The sequence below is a fragment of the Nocardioides sp. Z50_6 genome, from assembly GCF_058215755.1.
In genome coordinates, this window is record NZ_JBZAJB010000002.1 from 488,126 (window position 1) to 501,392 (window position 13,267).

General features: G+C 74.3%; 17 protein-coding genes. 7 read left to right on the forward strand and 10 right to left on the reverse strand.

The features are described from left to right. Entirely contained in the window at window positions 1-1,785 is a 1,785-nt protein-coding gene (locus tag AC4BGE_RS07055; protein ID WP_490574800.1) for a thiamine pyrophosphate-requiring protein, read from the forward strand. 22 nt (window positions 1,786-1,807) lie between these two features. Here the strand turns inward: AC4BGE_RS07055 and AC4BGE_RS07060 are convergent, their stop codons facing one another. From AC4BGE_RS07060 to AC4BGE_RS07080, 5 genes are all read right to left on the reverse strand, one after another. Then, window positions 1,808-2,044, reverse strand: coding sequence for a hypothetical protein (locus AC4BGE_RS07060; protein ID WP_490574801.1), 237 nt, complete (start codon window positions 2,042-2,044; stop codon window positions 1,808-1,810). An 89-nt stretch (window positions 2,045-2,133) separates the two neighbouring features. Then, the gene (locus AC4BGE_RS07065; RefSeq protein WP_490574802.1) at window positions 2,134-2,994 is read right to left on the reverse strand and encodes a sigma-70 family RNA polymerase sigma factor; all 861 of its coding nucleotides are present in this window, start codon (window positions 2,992-2,994) and stop codon (window positions 2,134-2,136) included. Window positions 2,995-3,068: 74 nt separating this feature from the next. Beyond that, window positions 3,069-3,845, reverse strand: a complete 777-nt coding sequence (gene heR / locus AC4BGE_RS07070; protein ID WP_490574803.1) for a heliorhodopsin HeR — start codon at window positions 3,843-3,845, stop codon at window positions 3,069-3,071. 59 nt (window positions 3,846-3,904) lie between these two features. Continuing rightward, window positions 3,905-4,351 carry a hypothetical protein gene (locus tag AC4BGE_RS07075; protein ID WP_490574804.1) on the reverse strand — a complete coding sequence of 149 codons (447 nt, stop codon included), beginning with the start codon at window positions 4,349-4,351 and terminating at the stop codon, window positions 3,905-3,907. A gap of 10 nt (window positions 4,352-4,361) precedes the next feature. Next, entirely contained in the window at window positions 4,362-4,967 is a 606-nt protein-coding gene (locus AC4BGE_RS07080; RefSeq protein WP_490574805.1) for a GNAT family N-acetyltransferase, read from the reverse strand. Window positions 4,968-5,072: 105 nt separating this feature from the next. On the opposite strand from AC4BGE_RS07080, the gene AC4BGE_RS07085 reads away from it, so the two are divergent. Together AC4BGE_RS07085 and AC4BGE_RS07090 are read left to right on the forward strand one after the other, a co-directional pair. Further along, window positions 5,073-5,471, forward strand: coding sequence for a VOC family protein (locus tag AC4BGE_RS07085; protein ID WP_490574806.1), 399 nt, complete (start codon window positions 5,073-5,075; stop codon window positions 5,469-5,471). Next, complete coding sequence (locus AC4BGE_RS07090) at window positions 5,468-5,980, forward strand: GNAT family N-acetyltransferase (RefSeq protein WP_490574807.1); 513 nt, start codon at window positions 5,468-5,470, stop codon at window positions 5,978-5,980. Before AC4BGE_RS07085 ends, AC4BGE_RS07090 begins: the two co-directional genes overlap by 4 nt. A 22-nt stretch (window positions 5,981-6,002) precedes the next feature. Here the strand turns inward: AC4BGE_RS07090 and AC4BGE_RS07095 are convergent, their stop codons facing one another. Continuing rightward, on the reverse strand, window positions 6,003-6,932 hold the full coding sequence (locus tag AC4BGE_RS07095) for a DUF6910 family protein (protein WP_490574808.1): 930 nt from the start codon (window positions 6,930-6,932) through the stop codon (window positions 6,003-6,005). A 191-nt stretch (window positions 6,933-7,123) separates the two neighbouring features. Between AC4BGE_RS07095 and AC4BGE_RS07100 the strand changes: the two genes are divergently transcribed. Together AC4BGE_RS07100 and AC4BGE_RS07105 are read left to right on the forward strand one after the other, a co-directional pair. Beyond that, the gene (locus AC4BGE_RS07100) at window positions 7,124-7,456 is read left to right on the forward strand and encodes a hypothetical protein (protein WP_490571951.1); all 333 of its coding nucleotides are present in this window, start codon (window positions 7,124-7,126) and stop codon (window positions 7,454-7,456) included. A gap of 41 nt (window positions 7,457-7,497) precedes the next feature. Further along, window positions 7,498-8,313, forward strand: coding sequence for a hypothetical protein (locus AC4BGE_RS07105; protein WP_490574809.1), 816 nt, complete (start codon window positions 7,498-7,500; stop codon window positions 8,311-8,313). Here the strand turns inward: AC4BGE_RS07105 and AC4BGE_RS07110 are convergent. Next, window positions 8,310-8,606 (reverse strand): DUF4193 family protein, encoded by a 297-nt coding sequence (locus AC4BGE_RS07110; RefSeq protein ID WP_490571953.1) that lies wholly within the window; start codon window positions 8,604-8,606, stop codon window positions 8,310-8,312. The genes AC4BGE_RS07105 and AC4BGE_RS07110 overlap by 4 nt on opposite strands. 145 nt (window positions 8,607-8,751) lie before the next feature. Here AC4BGE_RS07110 and AC4BGE_RS07115 point away from each other — a divergent pair, with 145 nt between their 5' ends. Both AC4BGE_RS07115 and AC4BGE_RS07120 read left to right on the forward strand, forming a co-directional pair. Continuing rightward, window positions 8,752-9,582 carry a class II glutamine amidotransferase gene (locus AC4BGE_RS07115; RefSeq protein WP_490574810.1) on the forward strand — a complete coding sequence of 277 codons (831 nt, stop codon included), beginning with the start codon at window positions 8,752-8,754 and terminating at the stop codon, window positions 9,580-9,582. A gap of 118 nt (window positions 9,583-9,700) precedes the next feature. Beyond that, window positions 9,701-11,278, forward strand: coding sequence for an amidase family protein (locus AC4BGE_RS07120; RefSeq protein ID WP_490574811.1), 1,578 nt, complete (start codon window positions 9,701-9,703; stop codon window positions 11,276-11,278). A 118-nt stretch (window positions 11,279-11,396) separates the two neighbouring features. On the opposite strand, the gene AC4BGE_RS07125 is transcribed toward AC4BGE_RS07120, so the two are convergent. From AC4BGE_RS07125 to AC4BGE_RS07135, 3 genes are all read right to left on the reverse strand, one after another. Next, window positions 11,397-11,891: a hypothetical protein gene (locus tag AC4BGE_RS07125; RefSeq protein WP_490574812.1), complete on the reverse strand. Its 495-nt coding sequence runs from the start codon at window positions 11,889-11,891 to the stop codon at window positions 11,397-11,399. 87 nt (window positions 11,892-11,978) lie between these two features. After that, window positions 11,979-12,302: a hypothetical protein gene (locus tag AC4BGE_RS07130; protein ID WP_490574813.1), complete on the reverse strand. Its 324-nt coding sequence runs from the start codon at window positions 12,300-12,302 to the stop codon at window positions 11,979-11,981. A gap of 25 nt (window positions 12,303-12,327) precedes the next feature. After that, window positions 12,328-13,173 (reverse strand): class I SAM-dependent methyltransferase, encoded by an 846-nt coding sequence (locus tag AC4BGE_RS07135; protein ID WP_490574814.1) that lies wholly within the window; start codon window positions 13,171-13,173, stop codon window positions 12,328-12,330. Window positions 13,174-13,267 lie beyond the last annotated feature (94 nt).

The window sequence follows — 13,267 nt, forward strand, 5'->3', positions numbered from 1 at the left end:
ATGGCGGAGCAGCGACTGGTGGCCGACCTGGTGGTGGAGCGGCTGCGCGCCTGGGGCGTGGAGCGGCTCTTCGGCTACTCCGGCGACGGCATCAACCCGGTGATGGGGGCCCTGCGCCGGGCGGGCGGCGATCCCGAGTTCGTGCAGGCACGGCACGAGGAGAACGCCGCGCTGATGGCCGTGGGGCACGCCAAGTACACCGACGGCGTCGGTGTCATGGTCAGCACCCAGGGGCCCGGCGCGGTCCACCTGCTCAACGGGCTCTACGACGCCAAGCTCGACCACCAGCCGGTGGTCGCGATCGTCGGACAGCAGCCCACCACCGCCCTCGGCGCGGAGTACCAGCAGGAGATCGACCTGACCAGCCTCTTCAAGGACGTCGCGGCGCAGTACGTGCAGGCCGTGCTCGCCCCGGAGCAGGCGGCGATGGTGCTCGACCGTGCCTTCCGCACCGCGCTGGCGACCCGGTCGCCGTGCGTGGTGATCCTTCCCCACGACGTGCAGGTCGAGCCGGCCCCCGAGGAGGTGCCGCACGAGCACGGAGTGGTCCCGACGGTGCCGCAGTGGCGCCCGCCGCGGGTGATGCCCGCCGACGACGACCTCGCCGAGGCGGCCGCGGTGCTCAACGCCGGGGAGCGGGTGGCGCTGCTGGTCGGCCAGGGCGCCCGGCACGCCGGAGACCAGGTGCGCGCGGTGGCCGAGCGGCTGGGGGCAGGGGTCACCACCAGCCTGCTGGGCAAGCCGTGGTGGGACGAGACGCTGGCGACCAGCTGCGGCGTGATGGGCCACCTCGGCACCACCGCGTCCGGCTGGCTGCTGGACAGCTGCGACACCCTGCTGATCGTCGGCAGCAACGACCCGTGGACGGAGTTCTACCCGGCGCCCGGGCAGGCGCGGGCGGTGCAGGTCGACCTCGACGGCCGGCACCTCGGCAACCGCTACCCGGTCGAGGTGGGGCTCGTCGGCGACGCCGCCGAGACGCTGACCGCGCTGCTGCCTCTCCTCGAGGAGCGGCAGGACCTGACCTGGCGCGACGAGGTCGTCGGGCAGGTCGCCCGCTGGCACTCCCTCGCGCAGCAGCGTGCCGGCAGCACCGCCGTGCCGCTCAGCCCGGAGCGGGTGGTCCGCGCGCTGACGCCTCGCCTCCCCGGCGACGCCCGGGTGAGCGTCGACGTCGGGTCGATCACCTACTGGTATGCCCGGCACCTCACCCTGCCGCCCGGCGTGCCGGCGCACCTCTCCTCGACCCTGGCCTCGATGGGCTCGGCCCTGCCCTACGGGCTGGCCGCCAAGCTCGACGCGCCCGACCGGCCGCTGGTGGCGCTGGCCGGCGACGGCGCCATGCAGATGAACGGCGTCGCGGAGCTGATCACCGTCGCCCACCGGTGGCGGGAGTGGGCCGACCCCCGGTTCGTCGTGCTGGTCCTGCACAACCGCGACCTCGCGGAGGTGACCTGGGAGCAGCGCGAGACCGAGGGCGACCCGCGCTACGACGCCAGCCAGTCGCTCCCCGACTTCCCCTACGCCCGCTACGCCGAGCTCCTGGGCCTCACCGGGATCCGGGTGGAGCGGCCCGAGGAGGTCGACGCCGCCTGGGAGCGGGCGTTGGCCGCCGACCGGCCGGTGGTGCTGGAGGCGGTGGTCGATCCGGACGTGCCGCTCCTCCCGCCGTTCCCCGGTGGCGCGGAGAAGCTGGAGAGCTTCCGCCGGGGACTGGCGCAGGAGGAGGACGGCGAGCGCGCCCGGGCGCTGCTCGACGAACAGGCCGCCCAGGAAGGGGAGTGAGCCCCCTCCCCGCGATCCCTCCTCAGTCGGCCGGCAGGTCGGCGAAGGCCTGCTTCATGTCGCGGTACCAGCCCAGCGACTTCTTCGGGTGACGCCAGCGCCCCTTCATCTCGTCGCGGGCCGGCTGGTGGCTGGCGTCGCCGGCCTTCTCCGCCTCCTTGAGGTGCTGGTCCTGGGCGTTGATCACGTCGTCGGCGCTCTCGCCACGGTGGGCGAGGTCGCAGGGGCCGCCGAGCTGACGGCAGGTCATGGTCTTCATGGTGACTCTTCCTCCTGGTGTCGGGCTGGTGTCGATCTCTCTCTGCCTTGTTGACGAGTGGCGTCGCCCGGGTGTGACCGGGCTGCCGCTCAGCTGCGCGGTCCGGCCCCCTCGCGGCGGACCACGCGGGCGAGGACGGCGGGGTCGGCGCGGAAGGTGATCCGGCGTACGGCGCCGTGCTCGACCACGAAGTCGAAGAGCACCCGCGCCTCGCCGCGGTGGAACCACGCGGCGCCCGGTCGGTCGTCGAGGAGGACCGGGAGGGCCGCGTGCGCGCTGCCGTTGAAGAACTCCGCGACCTGCTGGGCGCCCTCGATCCGCTGCGGGGTGCCCGCCAGCAGCGCCGCGTCGTCGGCGGTGACCTCGATGTCGGGGGCGAGCAGCTGGAGCAGGCGCTCGAACTGCGCCTCCCGCGCGGCCGCCATGAAGGCGTCCACCACCTGCCAGTGGGCGAGCGCGTCCTCGGGCGCGGGCTGCCGCACCTTGGCGCGGGCCCGGGAGGCCAGCTTGCGGGCCGCGGCGGGCGTGGTGTCGAGCACCGAGGCGATCGTGGCGAACTCGAAGCCGAAGGTGTCGTGGAGGACGAAGGCGACCCGCTCGGCCGGGCTGAGCCGCTCCAGGACGACCTGGAGCGCGGCACCGACGGTGTCGGCCATCGCCACCTCGTCGGCCGGGTCGGGTGCGAGCGCCTCCACGGCGAGGTCGTCGACGGGGACAGGGGTGCGGGCCCGCAGCCGGTCCAGGCACAGGCGGGTGGTGACCGTGGTCAGCCAGGCGGGCAGGTTGTCGATCGGCGCGTCAGGGTCCCCGGCGTCCGCCCGGCGCCCGGTGGCGTCCAGCCGGAGCCAGGCCTGCTGCACGACGTCCTGCGCCTCGTCGGCGTCGCCCAGCACCCGGGTGGCCAGCGTCACCAACCGCGGCCGCTCGGTCTCGAACTCCTGCGTCGTCATCCCACGCTCCTCCTCGGTCGGGCCCACCTTCCTGACGCGACAGCGGGGCTGACGTGACCGCGCGGAGGCGTCGGTCAGCCGGCGAGGGAGCCGCCGAAGATCTGCCACGCCAGGGCCGACTTCGCGACCAGGCTGAGCACGAGGTAGGCCTTCTCCCCGAACGCGTAGCTGCGCCAGGGACCGATCTGTCGGTACTGCAGCCACTGGTTGAGCGCGAAGCTGTTGAAGAAGACGAACAGGGAGACGAAGATCCCGATCACGAAGCCCGGGACCTCGTCGGCCGCCACCACGTTGTACGCGATCGCCACCCAGGGCGTGGCGCCCGCGACGCAGCCGAACCAGAACGGCTTCATCGTCAGCCGCTCCCTGCCCGGCGGGTTGGCCGACTCCTGGAGCCAGCCGAAGAGGATCATCGAGACGTTGGCGCCGGCGATGCCGATCAGGGCGCTGATCGCGTCGATCCCCGTGTAGAGCGCGATGAGCACCACCATCAGGGTGGCGCTGAACGAGTACTCCACCCACCGGAAGCGGTTGATCCCGCGCCGCAGGTCGCCCTCGTAGGTGCGCCGGAGGACCGTCGCGGTGAGCAGGTGGTCGACCGCGGCGAGGGCGAGGAAGGCGGCCACCGCCGGACCGATCGGCAGGTCGAGGAGCGCCTCGGGGGACTCGGACGGCGTCCCCGGCGGCCCGGCCGGCAGCGACTCGGTGACGGGGATGGCGAAGTCCGTCGCCAGCCACACCACGGCCGCCGCCTGCGCGAGGTGGAGGACGGTGAGTGCGAGGTTCCAGCCGCGCAGGGAGCGCAGGCTGCGCTCGTCCACGCCGCTCGCAGTCGTTCCCGAGGTCGTCATCCCGCCATCATGCCGGGTGCGGGGCCCCGGGAGTCAGGGCTCGTCCACGCCCTCGCCGGTCACGGGACCCGCGGGAGCTGCACCCGGCAGTAGAGCGAGCCGCCGTCCTGTCGCGCCGCCCTGGCGAGGGAGGCGAGCAGGTGGAGCTGGACCCGGAGCGTCTCCGGCTCGACGGCGCCGCCGAACTCCTCGGTTCGCGACCACGGGCCCACCGCCGCGGCGAGCTGGTCGGCGCCGGCGCCGGCGAGGGCGTCGACCAGCCCGTCGGTGACGGTGAGCACCTGGCGCTCCCCGCCGTCCCGCTCCGCCAACCGGGCACCCCAGCGCGGGTCCGCGGCGATCTGGGCCGACGGGCGGCCGGTGAGCAGGGCCTCGAGCGTGCCGCCCTGGGCGACCGGATCGACCCGGGTGTCGGCCACGGTCCGGTACGCCGACGCGCCCGGTGCCAGCGCCCCCGCGGCGGTCGCGTCGTCGGGGGCGAGGAACCAGTCGTAGCGCACGGCCATGCCGGAGACCCTAGTGGCGACCGGCGAGGGCCTCGCCGCGAGACCCGGCCAGCACCAGCACGCAGACCTCGATGCCCTCGCTGCCCGCCACGGCGCGCAGCCACGCGGGCCGGGTCCGGTGCACCTCCCGCCATCCTGCGGCGGCGTACATCGCGACGGCCGCCTCGTGCACCGGCAGCACCTCCAGGCAGGGGTGCAGGTCGCGAGCGAGGATGTCGGCGACCACCGTCTCCAGCAGGAGGCGGCCCACCCCCAGCCCCCGGGCCTCCTCCGCCACGAAGAGCGAGCGGACCCAGGCCAGCCGGTCGGTCGGGCTGCCGTGGGCGCGGGCGGCCGCGGTGTTGATCTCCCCGGCGTCCCCGGGGCCGTGGGCCGGCCCGGTCCAGCAGGCGTGCCCGACGGGGCGGCCCTCGAGCTCGGCGGTCCACGCGGCCGCCGCGTCGTGGCCGTGCAGGAACTGCTCGGTCGGCACCGGCAACGGGTTGCGGAACGGGTAGCGGGTGCGGGGCTGCTGGGCGAGCAGCGCCTCGCCCAGCAGCGGGAGGTCGGCGGGTCGGCGGGGCCGGACCACGGCCACCGGTCGCCGGCCGTCGGAGGCGGGCTGCACGTTGCTCACCGGCCCATCCTGCCCGGCGCGCTTCCTCGCAGCCGCCCGGGGCGGGGGCGCCGGTGCCTGACGGCTGGGTGGACCGACCCCGGTGCCGCGGGGCAGAGTGCGGGGATGAGCTGCTTCGTCTCGCACACCTCCTTCGACTGCCGCAACGCCTACGAGCTCTCCGAGTGGTGGAAGCCAGTGCTCGACTACGTCGACGTCGACGGCGACCCCAACCTGCCCGGCCACGACGAGTGCATGATCCGCGACCCGCAGACCGGCCACTCGATCCTCTTCATCGAGGTGCCGGAGGAGAAGAGCGTGAAGAACCGGGCCCACCTGGACCTGCGGCCCCGACAGGGCACCCGCGACGAGGAGGTGGAGCGACTGCGCGCGCTCGGGGCGACCGAGGTTGCCGACCTGCGGGGCCACTACGGGCCGGGCAGCGGCTGGGTGGTCTTCGCCGACCCCGAGGGCAACGAGTTCTGCGTGCTGCGCTCCGAGGGCGAGCTCGCTGCCGAGTCGTGACGTCGCTCTCGCTGCCCTCACCCGACCGGTACGACGCCTGGGCGGCGTGCGTGCGCGACTTCGGCGACGGCCCACGGCACGGGTCGGGCGACTGGCTGGTGCCCGGCTTCGGACCCGATCGCACGTCGTTCGACACCCTGCTCGCGGCGACCGCGCGGGAGGCCGACCCGTCGGCGTCGCTGCCTGAGGGCAGGGTCCACTCGGACTACTACTGGGTGAGCGAGGGCCCCGAGGTGGTGGGCTTCCTGGCGGTCCGGCACGCGCTCACCGACCGGCTGCTGCGGGTCGGCGGTCACATCGGCTACAGCATCAGGCCGTCGCGGCGGCGGCGCGGTCACGCCCACCGGGCCCTGGCGCTCGGGGTGGTGCGGGCCCGCGAGCTCGGCCTCTCCCGGGTGCTGGTCACCTGCGACGAGGAGAACGTGGCCTCCGCGCGCACCATCGAGGGCAACGGCGGCGTGCTGGAGGACGTGAGGGAGGGGAAGCGGCGGTACTGGATCGCCACCTGACGCGGGCGGCGCGGCCGGAGCCTCAGGTCGCGAGGTCGAGCACCAGGGCGAGCGAGGGGGTCTCCGGGTCGTCGGCGTCGGCCACGGCGAGCAGCCGGGCCCCGTGCGGGCGGGCCTCCAGCAGCATCAGCCCCTCCACCTTGGCGACAGACCCGTGGACCGCCGGCAGGGGCGCCAGCGCGCTGGTGGCGGGACCGTCGAGGAGCGCCAGGGCCGAGCCGACCACCGGGCCGTCGTCCTGGACGGTGGGGCTGTCCTCGGCGGCGGCGGAGACCAGGATCGTGCCGCCGGGGAGGAGCAGCGCGTCGGTGATCGCCAGTGCCACGTCGGCCACGTCGCCCAGCCGGTAGAGGTGCGGGTGGGAGACGGGCACCTCGTCGGGTCGAGCCCGCCCCTGAACCGCCTCGAGCAGCGGGACCAGGGCGAGGTCGACGCTGGCCGACGGCACGCCCGCCGAGGGGAGGCCGCGCTGGTACCAGCGCAGCCTGTCGCCGGCCACCACGTGAGCGCCCTCCAGGTTGAGCGCGCCCGGGTCGACGCCGAGGGTCTCGGCGACGACGGCGTAGAGGGCGGTCATCTCCACCGCCTCCCCGGTGGGCCGGCCGCCGGGTCGCAGCCACGACCAGCGCATCCGGGCCGGGGACGACCCCGACCCGAGGAGCAGCACCCCGGGGCCGTCCGCGAGCGGGACCTCGCAGGCGGCCTCGAGGTCGGGCTTGAGGTGCTTGGTGCCCGAGGCGGTGCCGAAGACCTCGTGCCCGCCGGTGGCCGGGAGCAGCCGGACCGGTACGGCGTCCGCACCGTCGAGGCCGCCCGCGAACCAGGCGGCGTGGGTCGCGTCGTCCTGCGCCACCAGGAAGCCGTCGCCCCAGGCGGTCACGGCGGAGGCGGCGCGCACCGGGCTGCCGTCGGCGAACCTCAACTGCTCGACGCGCGCCACCTCGACCCTCATGGGTCCAGCGTCCCACTCAGGAGATGGGGCCGCTGCCCTCCGCCTCGACGCGCTCCTCGTGGAACAGCTCGCGTAGGAGATCTGCTGGCCCACCGGGTGGACTAGACCGGAGCGGCGACTGAGGTGCGTGGGCCCACCCGCGGCCGCCGACGTAGGCTCCTGGGCCTGACCAGCAGACGAAGAGGTGCACCATGCCGGCGAGCCGATCCGCCCGGGAGCGCAAGGCCGCCGTCGAGGCGGGCCCGCTGGCGCGGGTGAAGATCGACGTCGGCGCGGACAAGCAGTTCGTCTACAAGATCAGCTGCTCGGCGTGCGTCGCCAAGGCCGGGCGCCCCTGGTCCACCTATCGTCCCGGCGAGGACAACGGGTTCATGGCCGCGATGGACCGCTGGGTCTTCCACCTCACCGAGAAGCACCCGGACGCGGAGGCACCCTGCCTCGCCTACCTGGCCGCCGCCCAGCAGCGGCTCCACGAACGGCGCGAGGGCGCGGCGCAGACGCCGGACCGCGGTTCCGACGGGTAGGGAGCGCCCGTGCGCCCGGCACCTCCACCTAGGGTCGTCGCGTGACCGCGTCCCACCTGCTCACGCACGCCCAGTACCTCGACCTGCTCGACCGGCACGGGCGTGCCGCCCTCGACGCCCTCGGCGGGCTGGCGCCGGACGCGACGGTGCCGCCGTCGGGGGACGCGGCCCACGGCTTCGCCCGGGAGCACCTGGCGACGCTGGAGATCTGGGCGTGGCTCCTGAGCCACCCGGAGTCCGACTGGCGCGCCTACGAGCAGGTCGAACCCCCGGCCGGCTACGGCGACGTCCTGGCGGCGATCGGCCGGGAGCGGGACCGGCTGGTCCGCCTGCTCATCGACGTCGGCCCCGACCAGGGGCTCGACTACTTCGGGCGACCCGGCACCTCCCACGACGTGGCGCGGCTGCTCGCCCACGAGTCGATCAGCGTCGCCACCGCCGCCGGCGAGGCGCGCGGCACCCCGGCACCTGCCCTGCACCCCGACGTCGCGTCGGACTGCGTGGACCGTGCCCTGGCGCACTGGGGCGAACCCGAGGCCGACGTCGCGTGGCAGCCCGCGCCCGCTCACCTCGTGGCCGAGGACACGGGCAGGTCGTGGTGGGTCCGCTTCGGTCTCCATGACGACAGGAGCACCGGGGGCGCCGGGGGCGACAGCGGCGCCGTCGCCCCGGGGACGGCGGCGCCGCCGGCGCTCACGCTGACGGCCCCCGCCGACCTGCTGCTGCGCTGGCTCGAGGGGCACGCCGGCCCCTCCCCCCGGGTCGAGGGCGACGACACCGTCCTACGGACGCTGCGGGTCGCCCTCGGCCACCGGATCGCGCCGCCGCCGCGGCGGCCCTGGTGGCGGCGGGGCTAGGCGCAGTCGCCGCAGAGCTGCGAGTCCGGGGACGAGCGGCGCGAGCCGTGCTGGACCAGGTAGCAGCCGGAGCAGGTGAACTCGTCCGCCTGCATCGGGGTGACCTCGATGGAGAGCGTCTCGTGGGAGAGGTCCGCGCCCGGCAGCTCGTAGGACTCGGCGGCCTCCGCCTCGTCCTCGTCGACCTTGCCGGAGGACTTGTCCTGCTCGCCCGCAGTGAGGCGTCGCGCCTCCAGGCTCTCCTCCTTCTGCTCCTCTTCGGTCTTGCGTGATGCGTCGTAGTCGGTGGCCATGTGGTCCTTTCAGGGTCGGAGGCCGGATCGTAGCCCCGCAGACGGCTGCGGCGTGCAACGGGGCGACAACCCGGACCCGACAGGCCCTGGCCAGAGGCTCCGACCTGGGCCTACTGTGCCGAGAGGGGCAGGAGAGGAGCGCCGGATGTGTCGTTGGCTCGCCTACTCCGGGTCGCCGCTGCTGGTCGAGGACCTGCTCTTCAAGCCCGCCAACTCGCTGGTGGTGCAGAGCAGGCACGCCCGGCTGGGTGAGGAGTCGCTCAACGGCGACGGCTTCGGCATCGGCTGGTACGGCGACCGCGGGACGCCGGGGCGCTACCGCAGCACCGAGCCCGCCTGGAACGACCTGAACCTGCGCGAGATCTCGGCGCAGGTGCGCTCGTCGCGGATCTTCGCCCACGTCCGGGCGACCAGCGGCTCCCCGGTGCAGCAGACCAACTGCCACCCCTTCAGCCACGGCCGGTGGCTGTGGATGCACAACGGCGCCCTCGCCGGGTTCGGGCTGCTCAAGCGCGACCTGATGCTGGCCGTCGACCCCGCGTTGTTCCCGTTCATCGCGGGCTCCACCGACACCGAGCTCTTCTTCTTCCTGGCCCTGACCTTGGGGCTGGAGGACGACCCGCCCGCGGCGGTGGCCCGGGCGGTCGGCCTGATCGAGCAGACCGGACGGCGGCGCGGTGTGGAGCACCCGGTCGCGATGACGGTGGCCACCACCGACGGCGAGACGACCTGGGCGTTCCGCTACGCCAGCGGCGGGAGGTCGAGGTCGCTGTTCCACAGCATCGACGTCGACACGCTCCGGCACCAGCACCCCGACCACCCGGCGCTGCACGACCTGTCCCCGGAGTCCCGGCTCGTGGTCTCCGAGCCCCTCGACGACCTGGCCGGCGCCTGGCGGGAGATCCCCGAGGCGACCTGCGTCGTCGTACGCGGGCTCGAGGTCGAGGAGCGCCCGTTCGGGCCGCTCGCCCCCTGAGCGCCGGAGGCTTAACGCGCGCGTCACGCGCTGCTAACCGGCGGCGCACTCACGCGCCACAAGGTAAAGCCTCCAGCTCCCGGCGGCAGTCGGGATGCGCCTCGTCAAGGAGGACCACATGCAGTCTCGGAAGCTTCTGGCCGGCGCGGCGATGCTCGCCGCCTCGGCCACCCTCGTCGCCGTCCCGACCGTGGGCGTCGCCCACGGCCCGGGCCCTGGTCAGGGTCACGGCCCACGGCCGGGGTCCTTCGTGCTCGAAGAGGCGACCGTCGCCTCGATCCACCAGGCGTTCCGGTCCGGCCAGCTCACCTGCGCCCAGCTGATCGACGGTTACCTGACGCGGATCCAGGCCTACGAGAACCAGGGCCCGGCGATCAACTCGCTGATCACGGTCGCCGTCGACGCCAAGGCGCAGGCGCGTGCCCTGGACGCGAAGTACAAGCGGGCCAGGGGCAAGGTCGGGCCGCTGCACTGCATCCCGGTGGTCCTCAAGGACAACATCGACACCACCGACATGCCGACCACGGCCGGGTCAAGGACGCTGGTCGACGCCCTGCCCGTCCGGGAGGCGACCATCACCCGCAAGTTCCGCGAGGACGGCGCCCTGATCCTCGGCAAGGGCAACCTGGACGAGTGGGCCCACGGCGGCCGAGCCGGCTACAGCTCGGCCGGCGGCCAGACGCTCAACCCCTACGACCTGTCCCGCTCGACGTCGGGGTCCTCCGGCGGGCCGGCGGCGGCCATCGCGGCCAACTTCGCCGTGATCTCGATCGGCAGCGACACCCTGGGGTCCATCCGGGGGCCGGTCGACGCCGAGTCGCTCGCCGGGCTGCGGCCCACGATGGGGCTGGTGAGCCGGGCCGGTGTCGTGCCCTTCTCCTCCACCTTCGACGCGGCGGGCCCGATGACCCGCACGGTCACCGACACCGCGCTCACCCTCAACACGCTGGCCGGCTACGACGCCGGGGACCCCGCCACCCGGGCCAGCCGCGGCAAGATCCCCCGGGACTACACCGCCTACCTGCGCAAGAGCTCCTTCAAGGGGGCGCGGATCGGCGTGCTGCGCAACTACGTCACCGACGCCACGGACCCGATGATGGACTCGGCGGTCGCGACGATGCGTCGCCTGGGCGCCACGGTGGTCGACGACCTGGCCGTCCCGGCGGAGGCGCTGGGGCTGCGGGCGCAGTACTACACCCTGATCTCGGAGACCGAGTTCAAGAGCGAGCTGGGGCAGTACCTCACCTCCACGCGGCCGGGCGCGTCGGTGGCCTCCCACCAGGACGTCTTCGAGGCCAGCTCCCAGCCGGGGTTCGGGATCGCCCCCGAGGTCCTCAGCCGGCTCAGCAGCGAGACCCAGCGCGGCGGCCTGGACGACCCGGCCTACGTGGCGGCGGCGCAGACCGCGCCGGCCCAGATGCGGGCGGCGCTCGACAAGCTGCTCGAGGACAACGACCTCGACGCGCTGGTCCGCCCGACGGCCGGCGGCAGCGACCTGTCGGCGTTCTCCGGCTACCCCGACATGCTGGTCCCCGGCGGGGTCACCACCGGCGGCATCTCCGCGGGCCTGGCGTTCATGGCCGAGGCGTTCAGCGAGCCGAAGCTCCTGGGCTACGCCTACGCCTACGAGCAGGCCGTCCCGGCCCGGAAGCTCCCGGCCCTGACGCCGCCGATCCCCGCGAGCTGGTGGCGGTGACGGCGTCCTGAGCTGACCTGGTCGTCGGGGCGGGTCGTCCGCACTCCGGTGTGGACGGCCCGCCTCGACGCCTCCGGTCCGCGGTCCCGAGGGGAGACCCCGCGGGCGGGTGGGCTCCTCAGAGGGCGCCGCTCAGGACCGCCTTGGCCGTCAGTCCACGGCCGCGGATGGTGACCCGCCCCACCGCGTGGTCGCCGGGCAGGGCGTAGCTCGCCGCCTGGCCGACGGGGTGCTGGGCGTTCGCGGGCTGCACGGTCTCCACCAGTGCGGTGCCCTCGGCGGCCGCGAAGTTGATCTCGACCCGCTTCCGCACGCTGAACCTGGCGGTGCGGTACTTCTTGCGCACCGTCACCTCGAGGCAGAACCCCGGTTGGGACGAGCCCTCGGGCGTCCGGGTGAGGGTGGCGACACCCAGGCGCGGCGCCTTGCCCTGACGCTTCTTCGCGCTCCGGAGGGTGGACCGGGCGAGCACCGGGTTCTCCTTCGGGCAGCTCGGACCGGCGCTCGGGCGCGGAGCCTCCCGCGGCTCGCCTGCCCCACCGGCGGCGACGGGGCCACCGACGAGCAGCAGCGAGAGCACGAGCGGGGTGAGGAGAAGAAGTGGCAGGCGCATGCCGCAGAGACTGACGCATCCGGTCGCCGAGTGGCGAGTGGCACTCCGAGCCGTGGACGGTCCTGACCCGCGGGTGCCCGGGCGACCTCAGAGCCGGTAGGGCGCCCGGCGCAGGACGTCGTCGCCCAGCACCAGCCGACGTCCGGTGAACGGCACCTCCAGCGGGCGGCGGGTGAGCGTGGTGTCGGTGACCCGCACCAGCAGCTGCTGGTGCCGCTGCTCGACGAGGTAGAAGCCGGCGAAGTCGGAGAGCTCCTCGTAGGCGCCGATGAGTCCCGGCTGCCCGAGCAGGTCGAGCCAGAACCGCCAGCCGCGCAGCCGCTTGGTGCGGATCAGCGGCTGCACCACGTCGGCGTCCGGGAACGCGGCGCGCACCGCCGCGTCGAAGCGGTGCCGTGCCGGCTTGACCACCGGGTAGGAGCGGGCGTCGATCTGGTCAGTCGCTGCTCCGGCGCGCGGTGAGCAGCAGGTACTCCCACCGCATCGTGTGGTCGGGCCGCTCGTGGGAGCGCGCGAGCTCGGCGAGCGCCTCGTCGAGGGCGGCGACCTTGTCGGGCTCGTCGGCGATGCCGCGGTAGACCGCGATGGTCGGGCCGTACCTCTCCTTGAAGAACTCCCGGAACCCCTCGGCGGTGGCGAAGGCGTCGACCACCAGCAGCTCCCGGCCGGCTTCGACGTCGGTGACGCGATCGCCGAGCAGGCTCCGCACGTGCGTCTCGTCCCCCCAGCGGGGCGGCGGCGTGGCGCCGGGCGGCGGCGGCGGGGCGTAGGGCTTCATGGCCGCGAACATCTGCCCGATGAACCCCTCGGGCGTCCAGGAGACCAGGCCGATCCGGCCACCGGGCCGGACCACGCGCAGGAGCTCCGCGGCGCTGCGCTCGTGGAACGGGGCGAACATGATGCCCACGCACGAGAGCACCGCGTCGAACTCGCCGTCGCGGTAGGGAAGCGCCTCGGCGTCGGCCACCTCCCAGGTGACCTCGAGCCCCTGGGCCTCGGCCTCGCGCCGGCCGGCCTCGAGCAGCTCGGGGGTGAGGTCGCTGGCCACCACCCGGGCACCCGTCCGGGCGGCGGGCAGCGCGGCGTTCCCCGAGCCGGCGGCGATGTCGAGCACCCGGTCACCTCCGGTGATCCCCGTGGCGCGCACCAGGGTCTCGCCGAGCTCGGCGATCACCTCGGTGGCCACGGAGGGATAGTCGCCGAGCGCCCACATCGCCCGGTGCCGGGCCTTGAGGTCGTCGGTCGGGGTGGTGCTGCGGTCTGTGAGGGTCTGGTCGGTCATCTCTGCTCCTCGAGTCGGACTGATCCCACCAGCGTCTGCCCGGCCGCGGCCCCGGCTCCAGTGCCAGATGTGAACCAGCCGCGGTTCAGGATCA

What these genes read in the sequence shown, in the direction of transcription:
- AC4BGE_RS07055 (WP_490574800.1), top strand. Translation starts at nt 1, where the DNA reads ATGGCGGAGCAGCGACTGGTGGCCGACCTGGTGGTGGAGCGGCTGCGC.
- AC4BGE_RS07135 (WP_490574814.1), bottom strand. Translation starts at nt 13,173, where the DNA reads ATGACCGACCAGACCCTCACAGACCGCAGCACCACCCCGACCGACGAC.
- AC4BGE_RS07110 (WP_490571953.1), bottom strand. Translation starts at nt 8,606, where the DNA reads ATGGCCACCGACTACGACGCATCACGCAAGACCGAAGAGGAGCAGAAG.
- heR (WP_490574803.1), bottom strand. Translation starts at nt 3,845, where the DNA reads ATGACGACCTCGGGAACGACTGCGAGCGGCGTGGACGAGCGCAGCCTG.
- AC4BGE_RS07075 (WP_490574804.1), bottom strand. Translation starts at nt 4,351, where the DNA reads ATGGCCGTGCGCTACGACTGGTTCCTCGCCCCCGACGACGCGACCGCC.
- AC4BGE_RS07100 (WP_490571951.1), top strand. Translation starts at nt 7,124, where the DNA reads ATGCCGGCGAGCCGATCCGCCCGGGAGCGCAAGGCCGCCGTCGAGGCG.
- AC4BGE_RS07125 (WP_490574812.1), bottom strand. Translation starts at nt 11,891, where the DNA reads ATGCGCCTGCCACTTCTTCTCCTCACCCCGCTCGTGCTCTCGCTGCTG.
- AC4BGE_RS07065 (WP_490574802.1), bottom strand. Translation starts at nt 2,994, where the DNA reads ATGACGACGCAGGAGTTCGAGACCGAGCGGCCGCGGTTGGTGACGCTG.
- AC4BGE_RS07115 (WP_490574810.1), top strand. Translation starts at nt 8,752, where the DNA reads ATGTGTCGTTGGCTCGCCTACTCCGGGTCGCCGCTGCTGGTCGAGGAC.
- AC4BGE_RS07085 (WP_490574806.1), top strand. Translation starts at nt 5,073, where the DNA reads ATGAGCTGCTTCGTCTCGCACACCTCCTTCGACTGCCGCAACGCCTAC.
- AC4BGE_RS07095 (WP_490574808.1), bottom strand. Translation starts at nt 6,932, where the DNA reads ATGAGGGTCGAGGTGGCGCGCGTCGAGCAGTTGAGGTTCGCCGACGGC.
- AC4BGE_RS07060 (WP_490574801.1), bottom strand. Translation starts at nt 2,044, where the DNA reads ATGAAGACCATGACCTGCCGTCAGCTCGGCGGCCCCTGCGACCTCGCC.
- AC4BGE_RS07120 (WP_490574811.1), top strand. Translation starts at nt 9,701, where the DNA reads ATGCAGTCTCGGAAGCTTCTGGCCGGCGCGGCGATGCTCGCCGCCTCG.